Source organism: Legionella busanensis (assembly GCF_900461525.1).
GTDB classification, from domain to species: domain Bacteria; phylum Pseudomonadota; class Gammaproteobacteria; order Legionellales; family Legionellaceae; genus Legionella_C; species Legionella_C busanensis.
Genome location: NZ_UGOD01000001.1, coordinates 1304539 through 1327609, shown reverse-complemented (window position 1 = coordinate 1327609; position 23071 = coordinate 1304539). Strand labels below are relative to the sequence as shown.

Genomic DNA, 23071 nt, shown 5'->3' with positions numbered 1-23071 from the left:
ACAGACAAAGCATAGAATGTAGGAAAAGTAACAGCTAAAGGCCTTGATCTAACTTACAAATTAAACGAATTGTGCTTTTACTATCTTATCAATTTCAATTAAAGATACTAATAAAGATTTAATTTCATGCAGTGGCCAACTATTAGGTCCATCACTTAGCGCTTTGTCAGGATTAGGATGCGTTTCCATAAATATACCAGAAATTCCTACCGCAACTGCTGCACGAGCTAATGGCGGAATAAACTCCCGTTGACCACCAGAACTGCCATTATTACCACCAGGAAGCTGGACAGAGTGAGTAGCATCATAGACAACCGGGCATTCTGTTTCGCGCATAATTTGTAATGAACGCATATCTGAAACGAGATTATTATAGCCAAAACTCACGCCACGCTCGCAAACCATAATTTGCTCATTACCACAGGCTTTAGCTTTAGCAACAACATGCTTCATTTCCCAAGGCGATAAAAACTGGCCTTTTTTAATGTTGACCGGTTTACCCATTGCCGCAACATTTTGAATAAAGTTAGTTTGACGGCATAAAAAAGCAGGTGTTTGTAAGATATCTACTACACTGGCTACTTCTAATAGAGGCGTGTCTTCATGAACATCAGTTAAAACAGGAACACCAACTGTCTCTTTTACTTTCTCAAGGATTAACAGACCTTTCTCAAACCCTGGCCCACGATAACTAGCAATAGATGAACGATTCGCTTTATCAAAAGAGGACTTGTAAATAAAAGGAATTTCTAAACTCACACAAATTTCCTTTAAATAGCCTGCTGTTTCTAAAGCTAATTCTTCACTTTCAATAACACAAGGTCCCGCGATTAAAAATAAAGGACTTTTTAAGCTTGCTTCAAAATGACATAATTTCATAAGGCATTATCCTTTTGCTCATGATAGTAACGGGCGGCTATTACAAACTGCTCAAAAAGTGGATGACCATCTCGAGGTGTTGAGGTAAATTCAGGATGAAATTGACAACCAATAAACCAAGGATGATCCTGTAACTCTATCATTTCAACTAAAGCTCCATCGGCCGAACGGCCAGAAATAATTAAACCTTTATCGATTAAAACGTCTATAAATTTATTATTTACTTCATAGCGATGACGATGACGCTCAATAATGGTAGATTTTTTATAAGTATTAAATGCTTTGGATTGGGCATCAAGTTGGCAAACTTGAGCGCCTAGACGCATAGTTCCGCCCAGATCAGTATTTTCATTGCGTATGTTAACTTGGCCATCTTTTTCTAACCATTCCGTAATTAAACCAATGACAGGATAAGGTGTATTTTTATCAAATTCAGTTGAATTAGCATTAACTAATCCTGCCACGTTACGCGCAAATTCAATCACAGCTGTCTGCATACCAAGGCAAATCCCTAAAAATGGTGTTTTAGTTTCCCGGGCATATTGAACTGCTTTAATTTTCCCTTCAATTCCTCGTTCCCCAAAACCACCAGGAATTAAAATAGCATCAATATTTTGTAATAGTTCAGTGCCATGTTTTTCAATTAACTCAGCATCAATATATACAATTTTAACCTTCGTTTGAGTGTGTATTCCGGCGTGATATAATGCTTCATTAATTGATTTATAGGCATCATTAAGTTCAGTATACTTACCAACCATAGCTATTTTAACTTCCATTGTCTGAATAGCTTGTGCTTCAACTACTGCTTGCCATTCACTTAAATCAGCTGGTTTTAACTCTAAGCTTAATTTCTTTAATACACTTTCATCTAAACCTTGTTCATGCAGAATAATAGGAATTTGATAGATACTTTGCGCATCTTCAAGCGAAACAACAGCCTCTTTTTCAACATTGGTAAATAAAGCAATTTTGGCTCGATCAGCGGCCGATAACATTTTTTCGGAGCGACAGATTAAAATATCTGGTTGTATCCCAATAGAACGTAATTCTTTTACAGAGTGTTGCGTAGGTTTTGTTTTAGTCTCGCCTGATGTCGCAATATAAGGCACTAAAGTCAAGTGAATAAATAAAGATCGTTGCGTACCTAGTTCAATACGCATTTGCCTAATTGCCTCTAAGAAAGGCAATGATTCAATATCCCCTACTGTTCCACCAATTTCTACCATAGCAATATCAAAGCCATCAGCACCAAGCTTGATAGAGCGCTTAATTTCATTTGTAATATGGGGAATAACTTGAACTGTACCGCCTAAATAATCACCTCGCCTTTCTTTCTTTATGACCGTTTCATAAATTTTTCCTGAGGTGAAATTATTACGTTTTGTCATGGTTGTACGCACAAAACGTTCATAATGCCCCAAGTCTAAATCAGTCTCTGCCCCGTCAGCCGTAACAAATACTTCGCCATGCTGAAAAGGGCTCATAGTACCTGGATCAACATTAATATAGGGATCAAGCTTAATTAAGGTTACTTTTAAACCTCGAGCTTCAAGGATGGCAGCAAGAGAAGCAGCAGCGATTCCTTTACCAAGTGAAGAAACCACACCGCCTGTAATAAAGATATACTTTGTCATAAGACCCCGTTTAGAACGCTAATTCGCTCAAAGCAATTTTAAATATAAACGGGATTAAATTTTAACAAAAACTAACAAGAAAGAATACTTAATTCTGCGATTAACTCACTTTAATGCTCTAATTATTGACTAATAGTGTTATTCAAATCAGACGTGTCAACTTCAGGGGCTTGGTCTTCTATATCACAAGTATCAGAGGGTAACGCTTTATCTGGGTCATTAATTTTAGAATTATTATTACTATTTTTATGGCTATAAAAACTGTAGCTGCTGTTACTAACCTCAGGCGCTATTGGCTGTTTCATTTTCTCAATAATAAGTTGACTTATTTCTTCATAACCCATAATTTGGGCAATTTCATGGGGTAGAATAGTTATTTTACCGTCTGCTCCATATTTTTTACCTTCTAAGAATTTTTGAGCTCGTATTAATGAATCATAGCAATCTTCCTTAGCCTCACGTAAGAGATCTATGATTTTCATTTCACAAGCTTTAATTTCACAATTTTTAACTTTCAATAAAATATCAACAATGTCAAAATTACCTGTTAGCGCTGCTGCAAAAAGTGGTGTTTCACTATTATTTCTAGCTTGATTAACATCGGCTCCCTGATCTAACAATGCAAACACAATTTGCAAACAACCGTTATTAGCTGCAAAATAAAGGGCAGTCCGTCCTAACTTGTCCATTAAGTTAACATTAGCAGATGCTGCTATTAAAATTGCGGCAGCCTCTATATGTTCATGTTCTACCGCAAACATTAGAGGAGTTAATCCGCTATGCGTAACGCAATTAACATCAGCCCCATTAGTTATTAAAGGAAAAAAGCTCTCTTTAAAGCCTCTCACTGCTGCAACATGGAGTGCAGTTTGCCCGTGATTGTTAGTTTGATTAATATTAATACCAGCTGCTATCAAAGCAATAACCTTTTCAAGGTGTTTCTCACTGACTGCCAAATGCAATAGCGTACAGCCTGCAGGATTTAAAGTATGTAACAATTCTAAACGCTTTAAATTAAACACAATGTTAATATTACTTTCTTCCTCTAATGCTACAAAAAGCTCAGCAAATCTTTTCTCCTTAAAGCTATCAATAAAGCCTTGAACAAATCCTTTTGGATAGTTTTTTTTAATTACATCTGCTAAAGACATGCCTGAGGCAGGCTGATAGCAAATTAGGGATATAAAATCATCTTGAAACTCCCGTTGATTTTTATTTGGCTTCTGCCACTTACTCATTTTTATAAAATTACTCTCCAATAATGACAACATTGTTTCTGGCAAATGGCCTAGAGAAATATTCTTAGTCTGTAAATAATCTATTAAAATTTTAGCCGCTACATTTTGCGCAGTTTGCTGATAAGGTGTGAGTTTTTGATAGTCTTTAAGTTTTTGAAAAGGGAACTTAAAGAATTGCTCAAGCGCGCTCACCTGACCCTTATTAATCATTTTATCTAGTAATACATCTAATTGTTCCTCTGCACTAAGAGGTGCCTTTGCTACCTTAACCTGCTTCTTTTTCTTTGGTTTTTTTGCAGTACTAACGACGTTAAGTTCGGGTTTAAGCTCAGGTGCTACAACAGCTATTGTTTGACCTGGATCTGCAATAGTAGAATTTAACGGCATTGCAAATCGCGCCTCTATAGCTTCAGCTTGATCAATTTGGCCATTTTTCCTATAAATTTGAGCTTGCTCTAACCATTCTTCTCGGGTAGAAATAACATGCTCTTGATTACTAGAAGCTGGGGGTGCAAGGCAAGTTAAAACCCATTTTTCTAAAGGACTTATACAGGCTTGGATAGAATGAACAGGCGGCTGGTAAATAATGAGATCAGATTCAGCTCTCGTGCATGCCACAAAGAGTTCATTAAAAATGTTGTTATGACGAATGCTCCCACGACTATCTTTAGATATTGTTGTATTGTCTTGAAGCTCTAGATTCTTATCTAAATCCTTATTGGCTGCCCTAAAATTTTCTTGCTCGAAGAAACGATATAGTAAGACTGTTTTAGCTTGTAACCCTTTCATTTGTTTAGCTGTAAAGACCCGTTCTTGACCAAATAAGGCAATAGCCTCATCCATATGCTCGGGACTAGTAATAACCACAAAATTGACATTGTCACGGTTATTATCAATTAGACCATTTAGTTTTTTTTCATTTTCTTCCAGATTTTTATCACCTACCCATAACACATTGCCATTAGTACTTTGGTTGGGATTACTTTTGATAGAGGATAATTCATTTTTATCGCCAACCCGCCATCCGCCATCCGCCATCCGCCAGTAGCATGATATTTTAGCCGCAAAATTGCATTAGCAAAGCGAATAATAGGTTCAGCACAACGGTATGAGGCATGCAATGCTCTATGGGTAACAACCGTATGGCCACTATTATTGTTATTGTTGTTTTCCTTTTCCCTGAAAAGGGTCTCAATATAAGGTACTGTCGTTTCACTACCGAATAAACGTTGATGATCACCTACACAAAAAACGATATTTTTTTGATCTCCATTTTTTCCTTGCACAATGGAACGCTGTTGTCGACGCGATAAATCTTGCGTTTCATCGACACCAATACAGTTATATGTTTGCCTAAGCTCGATTTGTTCAAAAGCCACATCAACGGCATGATCTTTTTGCAACGTCGCTTGATAGGCCTCATACACTTTCCACAATTCTTCTCGTATTGTCTTATCATCGAATAAGGAAAATTTATTACCAACCTGGCTTTTATAAGTATCAACGGAAGTATAGCCTGACATAGTATGTAGTTCTTGATAAACTAATACTGCCATGTCATCTGTCACTGGCAGTATCTGCTTCTTAAGTAAATTATTTTGCTTTTTTGCAAACTCTTGATACCACTTAATAAATTCTTGCTCGCCGCGAAAAACCACATCGTCGCTTGGATGATTGGCTTTATAAATCTCTTCAGGTGTTTGAAAGGTCACCCAATTAGGGTCTATTTTCATGTCCTGAAAATCTTCTTTGCACATTGCCAACCATTCCTTACGCATTTGCTCTACCAAGCGTGCTGATTTGGCTATGATTAGAATACGTGGCGACTCCTCAGAATTTGACCACTGTTGTATATTGTGCTTAACAATTGCCAAAAGCGAACTTGTCTTTCCAGATCCTGGCGCCCCACTAATAATTAAGGGTAAGCTAACTAACTTTAAGGCCTGCTGGTCGTCATCAAGTAAGATAAACTGCTGATTTATAAACTCAATTTTATCAGATAGCACGAAATTAACCGTGTGATTTTTATCCGCAGCAGATACTGATTCACCTTCAGCAGCTTCAGATACTGATTCACCCTCAACAGCTTCAGGTGCCTCTTTTTCTTCTTCACTTAGGGCAGCTATTCCTCTTAGGCGATTATATTCATGGTTTTCAAGAACAGCTGTAACCACCCAGGCTTGAGAGTCTCGTTCTGTTTTAAGTGGGCAAAGCACAAGTCGGCTTTTAGAATTATGGCGAATACTATAAAGGGGTTGAGAATTATTACGAGTATGTAATTTTTCTAAATTAAGCCCACGCTGATTTGGTGAATTAATAAACTTTTCTAAAGTTTGTCTATAATCTCCTAAATCATCTCCAAATTGCTTAGCTACATTTTGCCGTAGATATATCGTGGTTTTCGTCATAATGCTAAATGCCTAAATTGATCAAATACTTATCTTATTGTATCATATTTGAACAATTTTAAGCAATTGCATACTTTACGATAATTATGAAATAACTTTAAATTGACCTAATCAAGTATCATTAAATGACCTAATTTAAGTTGTTTCGTTCTTAAATACTCACGATTTGTTTGTGAGGGCTCAATCGTTAACGGGATACGCTCACTGATTATCAAACCGTAACGTTCTAAAGCCTCCATTTTTCTAGGATTGTTAGTTAATAAACGTAAGACCTCTACACCTAATACCTTTAAAATTTGAAATGCAATAGCATAATCGCGCGCATCAGCAGGGAAACCAAGTTGTAGATTTGCATCCACTGTATCTAACCCTTGTTCTTGTAACGCATAAGCCTTTAATTTATTAGCAAGCCCAATACCCCGTCCTTCTTGACGTAAATAAATTAAAATACCGCCTTGCTCATTAATCAAAGATAAAGAGCGTTGTAATTGCATACCACAATCACATTTACAAGAACCAAACACATCGCCGGTAATACATTCTGAGTGAATACGTACTAAAGGCACTTGATTTGCTATCTTAGGAGATTTTACAAGACAAAAATGTTCAGCACTGTCTAACTTATTAGTAAAGACAGTCATTGAAAAATCGCCATATTGATATAAGGGAATTGTGGATTTTGCCGCCATTTGCACTAATTCCTCATGCCTAATACGATATTCAATTAAATCTTTTATAGTGACCAGAGGAATATTATGAGTTTTTGAAAAAGTAACTAAATCTTCGCGACGGCTCATACTACCATCATCATTAATAATTTCACAAATGACAGCAGCAGGTATTAAACTACTTAAACGAGCTAAATCTACACTTCCTTCAGTTTGGCCAGGACGCTCTAAAACGCCTCTAGCTTTCGCCTTTAAAGGAAATATATGGCCTGGGGAAATAATATCATCGGGACCGCTTTCAGGATTAATGGCTACTTGAATTGTGCGCGCCCTATCTTGTGCTGAAATACCCGTGGATACCCCGCTTGCAGCTTCAATTGATACAGTAAACGCCGTGCCGTAAGGCGAGCGGTTATTAGTAGCCATGAGTGGTAGTTTTAAATTATCAATTAACTCTTCTGCCATTGGCAAACAAATTAAACCTCGACCAAAACGAGCCATAAAATTTATGGCATCCGGCGTAGCAAATTGAGCAGCAATAACTAAATCACCTTCATTCTCGCGATTTTCATCATCCATTAAAATAATCATTCGGCCTGATTGCAATGTAGCAATGGCATGCTCAATGGTGGCAAAATCTGTCATGCTAAACCTCAATTTTTAATTGCCCAGAAACTGCAAGCTGGTGCGCTATAATTCGCGTGAAGTAATCAAACTCGACATTAATCTGTTGGCCAACCTCTTTTAAGCCTAATGTGGTCTTTAGTAGTGTATGAGGTACCAACATTATTTTAATGTTCCCTTGATTAACTGTATTGATTGTAAGACTTATACCGTCTAAAGTAATACTTCCTTTAGGCAAAAGATAAAGGTGAGGCGTTAAACCAAAATTACCTACTGTAATTTCTAAAAAATCATCCATAGTCTGTTTAGATAAAATCACGGCAGTGGTATCGACATGCCCACTGACATAGTGGCCACCAAACCGATTATTTGCCAGCATAGCTCTTTCTAAATTAACGTTATCACCTACTTTTAAACTATTTAAAGTTGTTAAACTTAACGTTTCAGGCGAAACATCAAATAGTAAATTTTCATTAGAACTTGCTGGTAAAAGAGTCAGACAAACACCATTGACAGCAATACTTTCACCTGGTTCTAAGCCTTCAAAGGAGGCTTTTAAAATTAGACGATTAGCTATTTCTCTTCTTTCATTTAAAACGACTTCTCCTTGTTGTTCGATTAATCCGGTAAACATCAATCCCCCCATACTAAACAAGCAATCATATTATCTTCTTGTTCTAACCAAGAGATCTTATGCGTTCGCTTAAAAAAATTATTACCATAATAAGCTGATGTCGCCTGCCCCCCTAAAAAAGTTGGCACAAGATATAGATAGGTTTTTTGTACTAATGACAGCTGATGAAGCGCTGAAAAAATCTTGCCACCTGCTTCAACCCATAAATCATGATAACCCAGAAGGCCTAAATGACTAATTACCGCGTTTAAATCCAATTGTCCCTGATGAATTGGTATTGCATGATAGCTACAATTAGGCTGTCTATTATGGACTGGAATATTTTCATCGTGATAAATATGACAATACTCTGCTGTTTGAAATATCTTCAATTTCGTTGCCACAGATGAAAGAGAAAGGTTCGTATCTAGAATAGCAATAGGCTTCTTTCTTTTTATATCTGCTAAGCGTACATCTAAGGCAGGGTTATCATTAATAATAGTGCGTGCTGAAGTTAATATTATATCAGTATGTAGACGCTGGATATGAGTAAATTGTTTGCACTTTTCATTAGATAATTGAATCTGACTACCTTCAAATCCAGCAATCTTACCATCTAGAGATTGGGCAAGTTTGGCCGTTATCCAAGGTTTTTTAGTATTTGTCCAATAATAATAGCTTTGATAAAACTCATCTATTTCAGGTAGCGGAAAATGCTCTACTATAATCCCTTCTTCCCTTAATATGTTAGGTGTATTATTTGCTATAACTACAGGATTAGGATCATGAAACCCAAAAACAACATGGGTTACCTTAGAATTAATAATCGCTGAGACACAAGGAGGAGTCCGCCCCCAATGATTACAAGGCTCCAATGTAACATATAAAGTAATATTGTCTAAATCAGTTGGCAGCTGCTGTAGCACACTTTGCTCTGCATGGGCCTGTCCGGCGCCTTGATGCCAAGCACGCGCAACTATTTGATTATTATGCACAGCTACTGAGCCCACACTTGGATTAGGTGCACAGACGCCACGGCCTAACCAAGCCTGCTCCAGAGCAGCAACCATAAACTCTTTGTGCATAGTTAAATCAGCAAGTTAAAAAGGGAGCTATCATAGCAAACTATTCATTTTTTGAGTAGAGTAGCACTCATTTAAATAGCTTAATGAGCTTATAACTAATGAACTTAGTTAAAAGTGAGCTTTCATCATCAATTGCAAGTGAGCTAATATTTGTTAATATAGTAATTTTATTATCAAAATACTATCTTACTTTCCTATTTTACTAGATAATAAATTCGCTCGGTCAAGGAGAATTAACTTAGAATAAGCTTATGAAAATAATAAACAGAATTTCTAAAAAATTACGGATAATTAAAACACTGTTATTAGTTGTTAGCTTGCAACTTTCTACCTACAGTAGTTACGCTTTAACACCTTACACAAATAAACAATTAGAAGAATTAGAAAAAGAATTTATTCAGCAAATCAATCAATCAGATAGCATTTTACGTAATCCTCTAGCAAATCAATATATTAATCACTTGGGCAAACAACTTACAAAATTTGACCAAAGTTCGGCACCCTATTTTTTTATCGTTAAATCAGATGAAATAAATGCTTTTGCGGGCCCTGGGGGATACATCGGTATTAACTCTCAACTCATTTTAGCAACAGATAATGAAGGCGAGTTAGCAGGGGTTATGGCACATGAATTGGCGCACGTTCGCCTGCATCATTTATATCGCTTATTAGAACATGAAAAGCAAATGCGTATTCCTTTGCTTGCTTCCTTACTTGCCTCTGTAGCCTTGGGTGCAGTAAATCCAACGTTAGGTAGTGGCGCCTTAATGGCTTCTATGTCAGGTTTTGCTCAAGACAATATTAATTTTATTCGCGCCAATGAAAAAGAAGCGGATAGAATTGGTATTAAAATGCTATTGGGTTCTGGTTTAAACCCACATGGTATGGCAGATTTTTTTAGAAAATTACAGCAACATACGCGCTATTTTTATACAGCCAACCTTCCAGCTATATTACGTACCCACCCTCTTGATGATGATCGCATTGCTGAAGCTGAAAATCGTACTACCCATATAAAAAGTAAAAACTATACTGATACCTTAGATTATCATTTATTTAAAGAATTAGTCCGTACCATCGTTACCCAAAACCCTCAACATTTGTTAAATTATTATCAACATGAATGTCGGCGCCACAGTTCGAATGTAGCTTGTCAATATGGTCATGCTGTTACCTATTTAAGAATGGATAACTATAAGCAGGCCCAGGCACGTTTAACACAATTGCTTAATTTAGACCGTAATAATTTATTTTATCAGATTGCCATGGCGCAAGCTGAAGCGGGCAGTAAACAATTTATTGCTGCTTTAAAAAGGTTACAAGAATTGCAATTAAATTATCCCGAAAATTATGCTGTGCTAATGGCATATGCACAAACATTGCGTCAGGCTGGACAACCTAAAGATGCTGTTACTATTTTATTAAAAGGGTTTCGTCAATTTCAAAATAATTTACCTTTATGTGAAGAACTTGCTCAAGCACAAGCTGCTGCGCAACAGAAAGGTTATGCTTATTTTACTGAAGCGCGTTGTCACCTCCTACAAGGCAGACAACGAGATGCGCTGCGTCAGCTAAAGTTAGCAAGATCTTTAGCCAAGAAAGATCAATACTTAATTGCTCGTGCTGAAGCGTTAATTGAAGACATAAAATATATGACCAAGCAATAGTGAATTCAAAATTGTTATTTAAGGCGTATCCCTAATTAGTTTTTCGCAGCGCAGGCCTAAAACACTAATTAACGACACGCCCTAATCTAATCCTAGTTTTTTCAATCGGTATCGCAAAGTACGAAAACTTATCCCTAAGATTTTTGCTGCTGCGGTACGATTCCATTTAGTTTTTTCTAGAGCGTTTAAGATAAGTTCTTTTTCATGTTCATATAAAGAATCATTTAAATTTGCATTAATCTGTTGTTGTGGTACTGATGATAAAGCTGGGGCTGTCTGTGGTATTTGTATATCCTTAACTGTCACTATATCACCTTCGCACATTGCTACAGCGCGTTCTAAAATATTTTCTAATTCTCGTACATTACCTGGAAAATGATAGGCCTGCAGTTTTTGTATACAATCACGAGATAAAGGTAATATTGTTCTTCCATGTTTTCTTCCTAAATTATCTAAAATATAATCTGACAATATAGGTATATCTGTTAACCTTTCTCGCAGTGTAGGTACACGCAGCTCAATGACATTAACGCGGTAGTAAAGATCTTGCCGAAAACGACCTGCTACAATTTCATCTTGTAAATTTTTATGACTTGCGCTAAGTAGACGCACATCCACTGGAATTTCTGTATATTCCCCGATAGGCTTGATAGCTTTTTCTTGAATAGCTCTTAACAATTTTACTTGCATGGATAAAGAGAGCTCGGCAATTTCATCAAGGAATAAAGTGCCCCCATTAGCCGCTACAAAAAGCCCCGACTTATCTGTAATAGCACCTGTAAAACTTCCTTTTTTATGACCAAAGAATTCTGACTCCATTAACTCACTGGGGATAGCACCACAATTGACAGGAATAAAAGGTTTATCAGCACGTGGCCCTTGACGGTGAATAAGTTGAGCCACTAACTCTTTACCTACACCAGATTCGCCTAAAATAAAAACAGGTGCCTGATTGCGTGCAAGCTTATTAATATTTTGTCGTAACTCCTGCATAATAGGACTTTTACCTAACAATACATCATCTTTAGATGGAAATTTTGTTTCTTGCATTGCTAATGCTGTATTAACTAAATCTTTTAGTTGCTTTAAATCCACTGGTTTAGAAAGATAATCAAAGGCACCAGCTTTTAAAGTATTCACAGCACCTTCTACATTGCCATAAGCTGTAATAACAGCGACAGGTAATTGATTTTTCGTTTTTTGAATGTACTTTACTAATTCAATACCATCTCCGTCAGGCAAGCGCATATCAGTTAAAACTAATGCATAAGTATTAGCATTAAGCTTGTCAATAGCTTGTTGATAAGTATGAGCCAAATCACAGCTGTATCCCATACGAGATAACGTTAGGGATAAAAGCTCACAAATATCTGGTTCATCATCTATGACTAACAGCTTTGTCTTACTCATCATAATGTCCCAATAGTTTGCTCAATAGTAATGGCAAAACAACAACCCTTTACTGTTGCCTTTAAAAGCAATCTCGCCTGATTAATTTCACAAAGCTCTTTCGCAATAAACAATCCCATACCAAACCCGGTTCTTTTTGTACTAAAGAAGGGTTCAAAAATAGCCTCCTGTAAATTCTCAGGTATGCCCTTGCCCTCATCACAGATAATAACTTCAGTTTTTACGTGAGTTTGCTTAACCTTTATTATAATGGTTGTTTCACCATTCGAACTGCCATGCTGAATAGCATTTTCACAAAGTATAACTAAAATTTGCTCAAGCTGGCTCTTGTCAAACATAAAGTTAACTGATTCCATATCAGGTATTTCAATAACCATATTACATTGATTATAGACAGAAAAATCTTGTCTAAATTGGTTAATGAAAGGAGTAAAATCTATTACTTGCGGGTGAGCTGGCTCTCTACGAGACAATTGTAAGACATTTTTAATCACGCCATTCATGCGATTACAATTATTAATAATTAATTCCTTTAAACGTAAATCTTCTTCACTTAATGACGTTCCTTCACCCATAAGCTGTACTGCATGGGAAATAGCACCGAGAGGATTTCTTAATTCATGGGCAATACTTGCAGAAAACCGACCTAAAGAGGATAACTTCAATTGCTGAGCTTGCTGAGCAACTACCGATAAATCATCTAAAAAAATTAAAATAGCTGTTTCCACCCCCACTGAAGAGGCAAAAAAATGGATTCGCAGATGAGGAATTTCGATTATGGTTTGTACAGGCCTACTATCAAATTGAATTTTTTGGATAAATTGTTGGCATTTCTCATCCAGAATATGCGAAATTTGCTTTAATTCAGCGACATCTTCATTTGCAGTAAGATTAAAAAATTGGCGCGCTGCCGTGTTAATAAAATAAATCGTACGGTTGATATTTACAAAAATGACACCTGAGTGCAGTCGCTCAATAATATATTCATTCATACGTTGCATATTAGCTAATTGCGTGCCGCGTCTATGAGCAATGGTTTCACTAATTCGCACACGAGAAGCTAAATACCAAACAGCTATAGCAGTAGCAAAAATACTAATGCCATGTAGCCCGCTGATATAAAAAACCGTGATTGAAGATGATTGGTTATAGCTATATTCAATGATATTAACTAATAACAATAATGTACTGGCTAAAGCTGCAAAGAAAAGAACTAAAGCGCCAGGGACCAAAATACTTAATGCAGCAACTGTAACATTGAGTAAAATAGCAAAACTTGAGCGAATATCACCCGTAAAACTAATCAATCCTGCTATAAATAAAATATCTAAGCAGCCAAATAACATCACTTGTTTTTCAAAGGCGGGAAATTTAACCTTGGCACAAACAAGAGCAATAAAACTTAAGAGAAAATAACTCAGAAGAATAACGAGGTATTGCCATCCTTCCTTATCTAAGTTGGGTTTATACCAAAATATAAAAAGAAAAATTAGAATACAAAATAAGCGAAAAAAATTATAAAGCTGCAAAAGTTGCCAGCTTTTTGAATCATCCATTTCACGTATTGGTTGCCCTGACATCCGTGTCTTTCCTTTGCTTTCCTTAACTTAATTTTATGTTAATTTTTAAGAATAGGTTAATGATTAGATTAAGAATTATCTAAGCATTAATCCATTATGGTCTCATTTAGCTTAATGTAGATAAAAATTGTTTATAATCCTCATAATTATCTTCTGTAGTAATTGATAACTCTTTAGGTATATCTAAATTCATTTCATCCCCTAATTTTTTAATTTCTTCTAAATCCTCTTTATTAGCAACTTGTCTTACAATTGAAGATATCTTTGATATCTTTCTTTCTTCTAATAATTTTAAAAGTTCTTGGGCTTCTTTTTTCAGAGGAATTACTACTAAGTCAGATCCTTCTAGATGCTTTTTATCTGGCACGCTCGGTTGCTCTATTTCAACTTTTATAACTACTTGTTCTAAGTCAGAAGATTTTTAACAATCTTTCCATCTTCAGATGATTGGAAAATTTCTTCATTTTGTTTTTCTGGGGGAACTTCTAAGTTAGATGCCCCTAAGCTCATTTTATCTGGCCCACCCCATTGCTTTACTTCTTCTTGCGGTATCAGCTTGGCTTGTTTTCCTAACTTATGTAGTAGCTTGCTGTAGGACTCTTCAACCTTTGTAATTACACTTGTAGGATGAGCGACTACCACATTCTTTATTGCTCTAGCTGGATAAAAGAACTCACCTACGCTTCGAAAGAAGTTATGTACTTTTGCAATACCGCGATGAACATTATGGCCTGGAGACATGCCCGCCCATCCTGCAACACGGCTTATAGCCATTACCCCGACAAAGGTAAGTACCTTAAATATAGAAGCGATACCTGTATAAACAAGCTTTACTAATTCGGCATTTGTATTTATTAATCGAGTCAAATCGGTAGTAATCTTTGTGCGCAAGTCCTTTAAGGCTTGTTTAATCGGCCCACCAGGATTAGGTTTACCAGCAACTAAGGCAACAAAGCTCATAACACTATTAATTAAAACTCTTAGTAAAGTTGGAATATAGCTAGTTGGGATAGCAAACAATTGATAAGCAATAGAATGTTTTTTTTCAGGATAAAGCAATTTTTTTAGAGCAGCTGCTTCTTCCTCCGAAAAATGCGTGTCAATTTGTCTAGCAATTGTGATAAGCGACTTTGGTTTAAGTTTTGGCAGATGCTCAGCATTTTCAACAAGCCAAGTAGCTATACGCATCTGCTCTCGAATACGTAAATCTTCTTGCGTTAGATCAATTCTATATTTTTCTGTTTTCTCATCAACTTCCCCGTGTTTATACGTTAGAGCAACAATAATGTAGGGATTATTTGCGGGGGTATGAAATCCTTCGTAAATACTAATACCTACCTTAGCACCAATAAGAGGATAACCTGTTTGCGGTACTGATCCTAAATCGCTTTGAAAAAAATCACTTACGTAAGGAATCGTATGACCTTTAATTCCATTAACAAGATAGTAACCTAGTGAATAGGCAAGAACGCATCCGGCAGCTACTGTTATTGGATTTTCAACAATATCAGAAACAACTTGCATGGTAGAGCTAGTGGGGCCATGTGCAATTAAATCTATTACACTTGAGCCAATTTGGGCCTGTGTAGAGCCTCCTGCAATCGCTGCTGCTTCGTGAGAACTACCCATACAATAAGAAGCGTGGGTAAACCAATTTATGTAAGCTGAAGGTAAAAATGCTTTACAAACAGCAGGAAAGAAGATAACAGCACCACCAATGGCATAAGTTGATAAAAAGGCCAATCCTGCAACCGGATCTTTAGCAAAAATATTATGTGTGAAAACATTAGCAAAACCATTGACGCCACGAACCATGGAAGTAAGGATATCGTTTTGCTCACCTGCGGTTAAGTGATAGGGAACTTTGGCTAAAGGATACCCTTCCTCTACTTTAGAGTTAAGCCCTTTGATGAATTTCCCATTTTCGTTTAATTTACTTTCTAGCTTACTTAATGTTTTTTCTAAAAGCTTTTTTTCTTCTGCATCAATGTTATCAATTTCTTTTTGCACTTCTTTAAATGTATCTTCTAAAGGCTCAACACTTTCCGTTAAATACCAATCATCCCTGATGCCAAATGAAACCTGATGAAATAATTTTCCACCTACATTAAATACACCTTTAAAAAGATCGAGCAAAGCATCCCCAACTTTCTTGACAGAACGACTAAACTTATACCACATAGGTTCGTCAAGCTTAGCATGTTTAAATAGCTCTGTGGCTGCCAAATGGAATTCTTTATCTTTCCAAGTTTCTTCTTGCCAAGGCTTTATAGGCCATATCATGCTCTTAAAGATATTACCAATAAAATAGGCAAAACTAATTATAAATGCTTTAAAATTGCGATGAGTTTTCCACCGAGTAGCAGCAATGAAACTTAATTCTTCTTTTTCGTCCTTCCCTTTTCTTTTAACTTTAGGCTTCTTAGGATTTGTATAGTCAACCTCATCCCAACCTTCTATAAAGCTTATTGCTAATAAAACTTGGCGCTCCTGTTTCCCATTTAGATGCTCAGCTGTAAAATCATAGGTTACTAAAGTGGCTGGCCCCTCACCTTCCTTGACCTTAGAACTTTTTTCTGGGGTAAAATTACCTTGATGTGCTGCTGTAATTATATTACGCGGATCACCTTCGTAATCATCTATAATTTTGCGAGCATCTTCAATGTAATCATTGAGCTCCCCACGCGTAAGGGCAAAAAAACGCTGATTACTATAGGTTAAATCTTGATTAACCCCTTGCAACTCATAAAGATGACGCATTGTTTGTTGTTTAACAAATTCTAAAATGGAATGACGACCACGAGCACGATTGTAAGGGCGTAAATTCTTTCCGCTTAAATCTGTTAAGTACGCCCTAGCTTTACTAACCTCTTCATTTAAATCCGCTAGTATTTTTGCTCTCGTACCTGGATTTACTTCCGCTAAAGATTGTAGGTTTAAGTTTGCTTGGATATTATGAATTTTTTGGATATATGCATCAACTGCCTTTACAAAGTCCATTTCACTATTATCGTTATTAACCAACCGCTCTAAATCTTGTAAAGCCTCAATTCTATCTTGATATACATCAAGTAGCTCAAGTTTAATATGCTGGGTATTACTTACCATACCCTTAGCAACACGTTCATGCGCCAGAATTCGATACTGACCTAAACAAGCGATTACTTTGCCTGTTAAAGACTCAGGCTTAATGATCCCCCAGCGCACTGCTCTTTTGAGATTTTGAGGCGTAGTTGTCCAGGTAAAATTTTCTGCATGGCCATTTTTTTTAAGGAAACTTATATGGCCATTAGTGCAATCTGGGCTAGTTTTAGTATAGGTATCTACCTGAGTACCACCTATATAACCTGGAACTAAAGAAATACGCGGCAGCTTAAGCTGGCTATCTTTGTCATATTTTCGCTTAATAAATTTCTTTAACTCGTCTTCATTATATTGATGAAGTAATCCTTTCGCACTACGAGGACCTGGCATGTTGTATTCAAACAATAAAATTGTTTGTATTTTAAACAATTTTAATTAAGGAAATATTAACAAAATCAGTAATAGTTATTCGCTTGACATGAACAAAAGTAGATAAAAAATTTATTTTTACCTACTTAATATATTAATATATGTCTAAAAAAAGTAGTTATGCTTTTTAACTCACTTTTTTAATTCTAATTGCCGGATAGCTGCTAGAATTTTCTTATCATCTACGGTTAATAATTTATCAGAGTAAGCAGAATTAGGCTCATACCACCATTGACGATTGAAATAGTGCTGCAATTTACTATTCTCAAATTGACGTCCATATTGTGCATAAATAGTATTTTTTATTAATGTTAATTGCTCAGCGTTCATCGTGCGTAAACGAGTCAAATTCTCTTCTAATAAAGGATAAACGACGCGATAGCGAATGTAATTTCGTCCGGTTTGCAAACATACAGATAAATCGTCATTCGGTGAGAATTTTTTTAAATTCCAAACATAATGTCTATCTTTACCTTTACCTATGATTTTCATGCCCTTAGGTTTAGGTTTAGTATAATGAGCATTTTTATTTAGTTCGCTGCATAAACGAGTAGGCGTATTAGGAATAATATCTATCTCAGTACGGCCAATACGTCCTCCTTGCCATAATTTACCTGTTTTTAACACATAATTTACCCAGTGATACCCCATAACATCAAAGGTCACACCTGTATTATAATGGTGGTTAAGAGTTACTGTTTCTTTTGGTAAAAAGGAAAAATTCCAAATGTAGGCCTCTTGATATTCTAATCCTTTTTCTTTATTGGAGGTAATTCTTTGTTTCCTGACCGCAATAGGCTTATCACGCGCTGTTGCTACAAAGTCATAAACGAGCGCTGCGCCTTGTTTAGATTGACGGCCAGCAGGAATAGCAACATTACCAAATTCTTCATTATTAACTGGAAAAGGAAACCCCATTTGAATGGTAATAGGTTTATTCAAATTATTTTCAAATAAAAAACTACATTGATAATCCCAAAAACCACTTCTATTTTCTTTATTAAGATTATGGCCAGTTATTATTATTTTTTCAGCTGCCATTTTAATATTAGGTTGTTCAATGGGATAAGGAGAAGCACCCGTACCTCCGAAAGCTGTGTCATTTGCTTGTGCTGTTATAACCGCCCCCAAAGAGAGTAAAGTTAGTCTTCTAATATATGCTTTAACCATTATTTTTTTACTCCTTTGAACATAACTTTTAGTGCTTTCTCTAGCTTTATTAAACAATAAATTAGCACCATAAGCAAAAATAATTCTTATATAAAGTAAAAAGATGAATTTCTTCCTAGTAAAAACAATAAAGGAGGGGCATTTAGAGCAATTTTTGCTAGAATAACTCATTTATCATACTATTTTATTATTTTGATGAGACTTTAAATTGCTAAAAAAATCCTTCATTTTTACGCTTTTTTTCTTAAGTTTACAAAATTGTTATGCTGAGATGAAACAGATCGCGCTAACAATTGATGATTTACCTTTTGTAGGCCCTAAGAAAAGCGTTCATCTTAATATGATTTTAAGCACACTTAAGAAGAATAATGTTCCTGCCACGGGCTTCATTATTGCAGGTGATATAGATCATGCTGGTTGGATAATGCTTAAAAAATTTCACGATGAAGGTTTTGGCCTAGGTAATCATACAGTCTCACATGCTAATTTAAATAAGTTAGACCTTGACGCTTACCTCGAAGAAATAGAATTGGCTGATCAACTATTATCTTCGGTTCTTACGGAGCCTAAGTATTTTCGCTTTCCTTATCTCGCTACAAGTAAAGGAGAAAAAAGAGAAAAAGTAGACGAATATCTAAAAACCCTAGATTATGCAATTGCACCTATTACCATTGATAGTAAGGATTTCATATTTAATAGAAAGTTAGTTGCGCTGCCTAAAGAGGAGCGCGATATTTATTTAAATGAAAAATTAAAGCCTGAATACTTAAACTTTATTTGGCAACAAACTTTAAAGGCGCTAGAACGAAATCGTTACGCTCATACACCAAATCAAGCCCAAATATTATTAATTCATGCAAATATAATCAATGCTTACGCATTAGATGATATTATTAATCTTTATAAAGAACACGGATTTAAGTTTGTTACTCTAGAAGATGCTTTAAAGACATTTCCTAAAAAACCTGTCACATTAGCAAGCAAAACTAGAAGTCCTGTTGACTGGATAATAGAAGCCTTTAAAGCGTGGGATTAATTAATAATCTATTTATATTTAAACACTTGCATTTTTAGCTAAACGAAGTATTCTATATTTTGGGCCGTTAGCTCAGCTGGTAGAGCAGGAGGCTCTTAACCTCTGTGTCATAGGTTCGAACCCTATACGGCCCAATTTAAATCCAGCATTGATAGTTTTGCAAAAACAGACTATTTAGGCTTATTGGTGTTATTGTTACTCTTAACAGGTTTATCTTTCCAAGCTCGATTAAAAAACTCTTCTATTAAGAAGGTTGCTAATGCCACGGGAAAACCGCCCTTAAGTAAAGCACCTTTTTTACCAGCTAATAATTTCATTACCACTTGAATAAGCTTAAATTTCATGTAATTTCTAAGTAAATTCGCAATCATTTCTACTCCTTAACTAACTTTCACTACCAGAAAGTAGCTTGTAATCGACCATACTCTTTTTAGAGAACAAAGAAAATTAGATCATTTAAAAAATTAAAGTATTTCTATTAGTGTAGGCTAATATAAGTATTATGCTGATAACCTGACTAATTATTTTATGGAAACACTATTTCATCTGGCTTTCCCTGTCCATGATTTTAACTTAGCCAAATATTTTTATCACGAGCAGTTAGGCTTTTCCCTAGGACGTGAATCAGAGCATGCTTTAATTTTTAACTTTGCTAATCATCAAATTGTAGCGCATTTAATTGACGAACCACTACCTTTACAAGCGAGTATTTACCCTCGCCATTTTGGATTAATTTTCCTTAAAGAGGAGGAATTTAAAAAATTCCATAATCAATTAATTAATAAAAAAGTTCCCTTTGAGATAGCGCTGAAGAAACGGTTTTTAGGCACTAAAATCGAGCATCAAACTTTTTTTATAAAAGACCCAAGTAATAATTTACTTGAATTTAAATATTATCATCATTATTCAGCAATTTTTAATGAAAAAAATTTCAAAAATGTTGGTGAAAAGTTATGATAATCAGTTACTTTTTCAAAAATAAAAATATATAAATTTATTCACTAAATTCCTTAAATTATTAGTTTTTTAGTCTAAAATTAAAGAGTGTAAATTGAATTAATTTACCACATAAACAACTAATTTTAAGATTAATTTAGGAAAAATTTATGTCCGTAGAAACGAAGATTGCCAAAGCCATTTATAAGCGGCATCCTATTTACTTTACTTATAATAATTTACCGCGGTTAGTTGAGCCGCATCACTTTGGTATTTTAAAAGGTAAGAAACAATTACATGCCTTTCAATATCAAGGCCAAAGTGTTAAGGGACCTCTACCCCAATGGCGTAATTTTAAATTACGTTTAATTAAAGATCTAAGTATTAATGAAAACCAATTTTTTAATGTGCGCCATTCTTATAATCCAAATAACTGCAAATTCTCACGTATTGATAGATCTGTTTGGGATATGCAATAAAATAGCTTGTCTTAAGCCACTTGCCCTTAAAACGTCATTTTCTCTTAATTTAAAGAAGTTAAATAATCTTACGACAACTTAGACAAACTAGCTCTCGATAATTAGTTGTTTGCAGTGCCGTAGACCCCGTTCTGATTCAGGAGGTAAAATATGATAATCGCCATATTCTTTACGAAGAATTGAGTCCGCATTATAAGGAATATTAAAATAATGATTTTCGAAAAGAGCACGTTTAAGCGGAAAAACTTCGGCAAACTCTATAACGGTTACTTTTTTACAATGATAACCTCTTCCTAAATATGGGCTATTTAGTTTTTTGGAATGATGTACTAAATAATTTAATCCTCTATTAAGGATAACTTTAGGAAAAATATAACTTAAAGCACGATATAATTTATGGCTGCGCCCCATAGGGAGAGATGAATGTTTGGTGCCAAGTAAACGTAAAAGCTTGCGCGATATACGTTTATAAAAACGACGTTTCCAAGGTGTTACTATCATTTTGTCGTAAACAAAAATATCGATAAATATTCCTTGGGTATAGGGTTCATTTCCATTCTCATGTTTTTCTAAATAATAACTACGACGATCACGTATTTTTAATGGTGTTCCTAAATTATAATAACCAGGCTCTATACCAGCTAACTGTAAATGCATATCAGCAGGAAGCTCAGAGGGAGCAACCTTTAGAAATTTTTCATAACTTTCTCGTGGCATAGCAATATCCATGTCATCATCCCACGGAATAAAACCTTGATGTCGAATAGCACCTAATAAAGTACCTGCATCAAGCCAATAAACTAACTGATGTTTAACACAAATAGCATCAATAATAATTAGCATATCTAACATTCTTAATTGTGCTTGGCGTAAACGCCCGTCAGTAAGAATATTTGATTGAGAATGATTTATTTCGTTTGCGTTTGATAGAATTGATTTCACTACAATAGAACTAACGGTAACGTATCACAAAGATATCATTAATAAGCGATTTCGTATAGATTCATGTGTTAAGCACGGGCAGAAGCTTATTGATAATAGCAATAATTTTAATTATCATGATTTCTTACTATATTAGCTAACTTGCGTGTAGTTAAACTTAAATAAAAATATTTAAACTTATGGGACCTGTCATGGCTATCTGGTTTAACCCTATCAGTATAGAATATGTTAACCAACGTAATCAAAATACACTTGCTGATTTTTTAGGTATTAAATTCATTGAAATTGGTGATGATTTCTTAGTAGCAACTATGCCTGCGAATGAACGAACTAAACAGCCATTAGGTATTATTCATGGTGGGGCTAATGTAGTTTTAGCAGAAACACTAGCAAGCGTTGCTGCAAATTCTGTAGTCGATTTAAATAAATTTTATTGTGTTGGTTTAGAAATTAACGCTAATCATATACGCCCGGTCAGTAAAGGGATAGTAAAAGGAATTACCCGCCCTATACATATAGGTCGCACAACTCATGTATGGCAAATAGATATGTATAGTGAAGAGGGTAAGAGAAGTTGTGTATCTAGAATGACTGCTTCAGTTGTAGCACGATAAAAGCGCGGTATAGTTCACTGCCGAAATTGACCATTTTTAATATTATCCATTACAAATTCTTTGTTATCCTTGTGTAAGCGAGGATCTATCTTCAATTAGCACTGAAGTTAATTTCCACATGGATTCCCGCCTGCGCGGGAATGACAAGTAAATAGATAATTCCTTTAACTCCAAACAACAATATTATTTCTCGAGACCATACCCTTCATCGAGCCAGCCCTGCAAACCTTGAGCGAGAGAATAAACCTCTGCATAACCCATCTCTTGTAAAGTTTTAGCAACTAAAGCGCAACGAAAGCCTCCACTACAGTAAACTACAATGGGTGTATCAGCATTGGGTACAAGTTTTTCTATATCTCTTTCAATAATACCTTTACTCAGATGAACAGCACTTGGAATATGTCCTATTGGCCATTCGTGATCTTCACGTATGTCAATAAGATACATAGGTAGTTGCTTATCAATTTTTTCTTTAAGTGTAGGCGCATTAATTTCTTTAATTTCTCTCTTAGCTTCTGAAACTAAGGCTAAAAATCTGGGAGAATGTTGTTTTGGCACCGGGTTTGCTCCTT

20 protein-coding genes and 1 tRNA gene are annotated in these 23071 nt (G+C 35.5%); 6 read left to right on the top strand and 15 right to left on the bottom strand.

Features of this window, described 5'->3' with window-relative positions; genetic code table 11:
- Positions 1-60: 60 nt before the first annotated feature.
- From kdsA to ribD, 7 genes are all read right to left on the bottom strand, one after another.
- A complete protein-coding gene (gene kdsA, locus DYH30_RS06015) occupies positions 61-879 on the bottom strand; it encodes a 3-deoxy-8-phosphooctulonate synthase (protein WP_115330780.1) in 819 nt (272 codons plus the stop codon).
- The gene (locus DYH30_RS06010; protein WP_115330779.1) at positions 876-2516 is read right to left on the bottom strand and encodes a CTP synthase; all 1641 of its coding nucleotides are present in this window, start codon (positions 2514-2516) and stop codon (positions 876-878) included. Before DYH30_RS06010 ends, kdsA begins: the two co-directional genes overlap by 4 nt.
- A gap of 122 nt (positions 2517-2638) precedes the next feature.
- The gene (locus DYH30_RS06005; protein ID WP_115330778.1) at positions 2639-4792 is read right to left on the bottom strand and encodes an ankyrin repeat domain-containing protein; all 2154 of its coding nucleotides are present in this window, start codon (positions 4790-4792) and stop codon (positions 2639-2641) included.
- Complete coding sequence (locus tag DYH30_RS06000; RefSeq protein ID WP_115330777.1) at positions 4696-6162, bottom strand: UvrD-helicase domain-containing protein; 1467 nt, start codon at positions 6160-6162, stop codon at positions 4696-4698. Before DYH30_RS06000 ends, DYH30_RS06005 begins: the two co-directional genes overlap by 97 nt.
- Before the next feature lie 107 nt (positions 6163-6269).
- Positions 6270-7475, bottom strand: coding sequence for a 3,4-dihydroxy-2-butanone-4-phosphate synthase (gene ribB, locus DYH30_RS05995; protein WP_115330776.1), 1206 nt, complete (start codon positions 7473-7475; stop codon positions 6270-6272).
- 1 nt (position 7476) lies between these two features.
- Positions 7477-8088, bottom strand: a complete 612-nt coding sequence (locus DYH30_RS05990) for a riboflavin synthase (protein ID WP_115330775.1) — start codon at positions 8086-8088, stop codon at positions 7477-7479.
- Positions 8088-9152 (bottom strand): bifunctional diaminohydroxyphosphoribosylaminopyrimidine deaminase/5-amino-6-(5-phosphoribosylamino)uracil reductase RibD, encoded by a 1065-nt coding sequence (ribD, locus tag DYH30_RS05985; protein WP_115330774.1) that lies wholly within the window; start codon positions 9150-9152, stop codon positions 8088-8090. Before ribD ends, DYH30_RS05990 begins: the two co-directional genes overlap by 1 nt.
- Before the next feature lie 251 nt (positions 9153-9403).
- On the opposite strand from ribD, the gene DYH30_RS05980 reads away from it, so the two are divergent.
- A complete protein-coding gene (locus tag DYH30_RS05980) occupies positions 9404-10819 on the top strand; it encodes a M48 family metalloprotease (protein ID WP_115330773.1) in 1416 nt (471 codons plus the stop codon).
- An 81-nt stretch (positions 10820-10900) separates the two neighbouring features.
- Here DYH30_RS05980 and DYH30_RS05975 read toward each other — a convergent pair whose 3' ends face one another.
- From DYH30_RS05975 to DYH30_RS05955, 5 genes are all read right to left on the bottom strand, one after another.
- Entirely contained in the window at positions 10901-12229 is a 1329-nt protein-coding gene (locus DYH30_RS05975; RefSeq protein WP_115330772.1) for a sigma-54-dependent transcriptional regulator, read from the bottom strand.
- Positions 12229-13809, bottom strand: a complete 1581-nt coding sequence (locus DYH30_RS05970) for a sensor histidine kinase (RefSeq protein WP_115330771.1) — start codon at positions 13807-13809, stop codon at positions 12229-12231. Before DYH30_RS05970 ends, DYH30_RS05975 begins: the two co-directional genes overlap by 1 nt.
- A gap of 106 nt (positions 13810-13915) precedes the next feature.
- On the bottom strand, positions 13916-14176 hold the full coding sequence (locus DYH30_RS05965; protein WP_115330770.1) for a hypothetical protein: 261 nt from the start codon (positions 14174-14176) through the stop codon (positions 13916-13918).
- A 38-nt stretch (positions 14177-14214) separates the two neighbouring features.
- The gene (locus DYH30_RS05960; protein WP_115330769.1) at positions 14215-17283 is read right to left on the bottom strand and encodes a hypothetical protein; all 3069 of its coding nucleotides are present in this window, start codon (positions 17281-17283) and stop codon (positions 14215-14217) included.
- 171 nt (positions 17284-17454) lie between these two features.
- Entirely contained in the window at positions 17455-18492 is a 1038-nt protein-coding gene (locus DYH30_RS05955) for a YARHG domain-containing protein (protein ID WP_160116163.1), read from the bottom strand.
- Between the two features lie 271 nt (positions 18493-18763).
- Here DYH30_RS05955 and DYH30_RS05950 point away from each other — a divergent pair, with 271 nt between their 5' ends.
- A complete protein-coding gene (locus DYH30_RS05950) occupies positions 18764-19528 on the top strand; it encodes a polysaccharide deacetylase family protein (protein ID WP_115332512.1) in 765 nt (254 codons plus the stop codon).
- A 61-nt stretch (positions 19529-19589) separates the two neighbouring features.
- Positions 19590-19662: transfer RNA gene (locus tag DYH30_RS05945), tRNA-Lys, on the top strand.
- 36 nt (positions 19663-19698) lie between these two features.
- Here the strand turns inward: DYH30_RS05945 and DYH30_RS05940 are convergent.
- Positions 19699-19899 carry a hypothetical protein gene (locus DYH30_RS05940; protein ID WP_115330767.1) on the bottom strand — a complete coding sequence of 67 codons (201 nt, stop codon included), beginning with the start codon at positions 19897-19899 and terminating at the stop codon, positions 19699-19701.
- Positions 19900-20056: 157 nt separating this feature from the next.
- Here DYH30_RS05940 and DYH30_RS05935 point away from each other — a divergent pair, with 157 nt between their 5' ends.
- Positions 20057-20485, top strand: coding sequence for a VOC family protein (locus DYH30_RS05935; protein ID WP_115330766.1), 429 nt, complete (start codon positions 20057-20059; stop codon positions 20483-20485).
- A gap of 149 nt (positions 20486-20634) precedes the next feature.
- A complete protein-coding gene (locus DYH30_RS05930; RefSeq protein WP_115330765.1) occupies positions 20635-20943 on the top strand; it encodes a WYL domain-containing protein in 309 nt (102 codons plus the stop codon).
- Positions 20944-21030: 87 nt separating this feature from the next.
- Here DYH30_RS05930 and DYH30_RS05925 read toward each other — a convergent pair whose 3' ends face one another.
- Entirely contained in the window at positions 21031-21885 is an 855-nt protein-coding gene (locus DYH30_RS05925) for a LicD family protein (RefSeq protein WP_242604641.1), read from the bottom strand.
- A 191-nt stretch (positions 21886-22076) separates the two neighbouring features.
- On the opposite strand from DYH30_RS05925, the gene DYH30_RS05920 reads away from it, so the two are divergent.
- Positions 22077-22499 (top strand): hotdog fold thioesterase, encoded by a 423-nt coding sequence (locus tag DYH30_RS05920; RefSeq protein ID WP_115330764.1) that lies wholly within the window; start codon positions 22077-22079, stop codon positions 22497-22499.
- A gap of 183 nt (positions 22500-22682) precedes the next feature.
- On the opposite strand, the gene DYH30_RS05915 is transcribed toward DYH30_RS05920, so the two are convergent.
- Positions 22683-23057, bottom strand: a complete 375-nt coding sequence (locus DYH30_RS05915; RefSeq protein ID WP_115330763.1) for a rhodanese-like domain-containing protein — start codon at positions 23055-23057, stop codon at positions 22683-22685.
- Between the last annotated feature and the right edge of the window lie 14 nt (positions 23058-23071).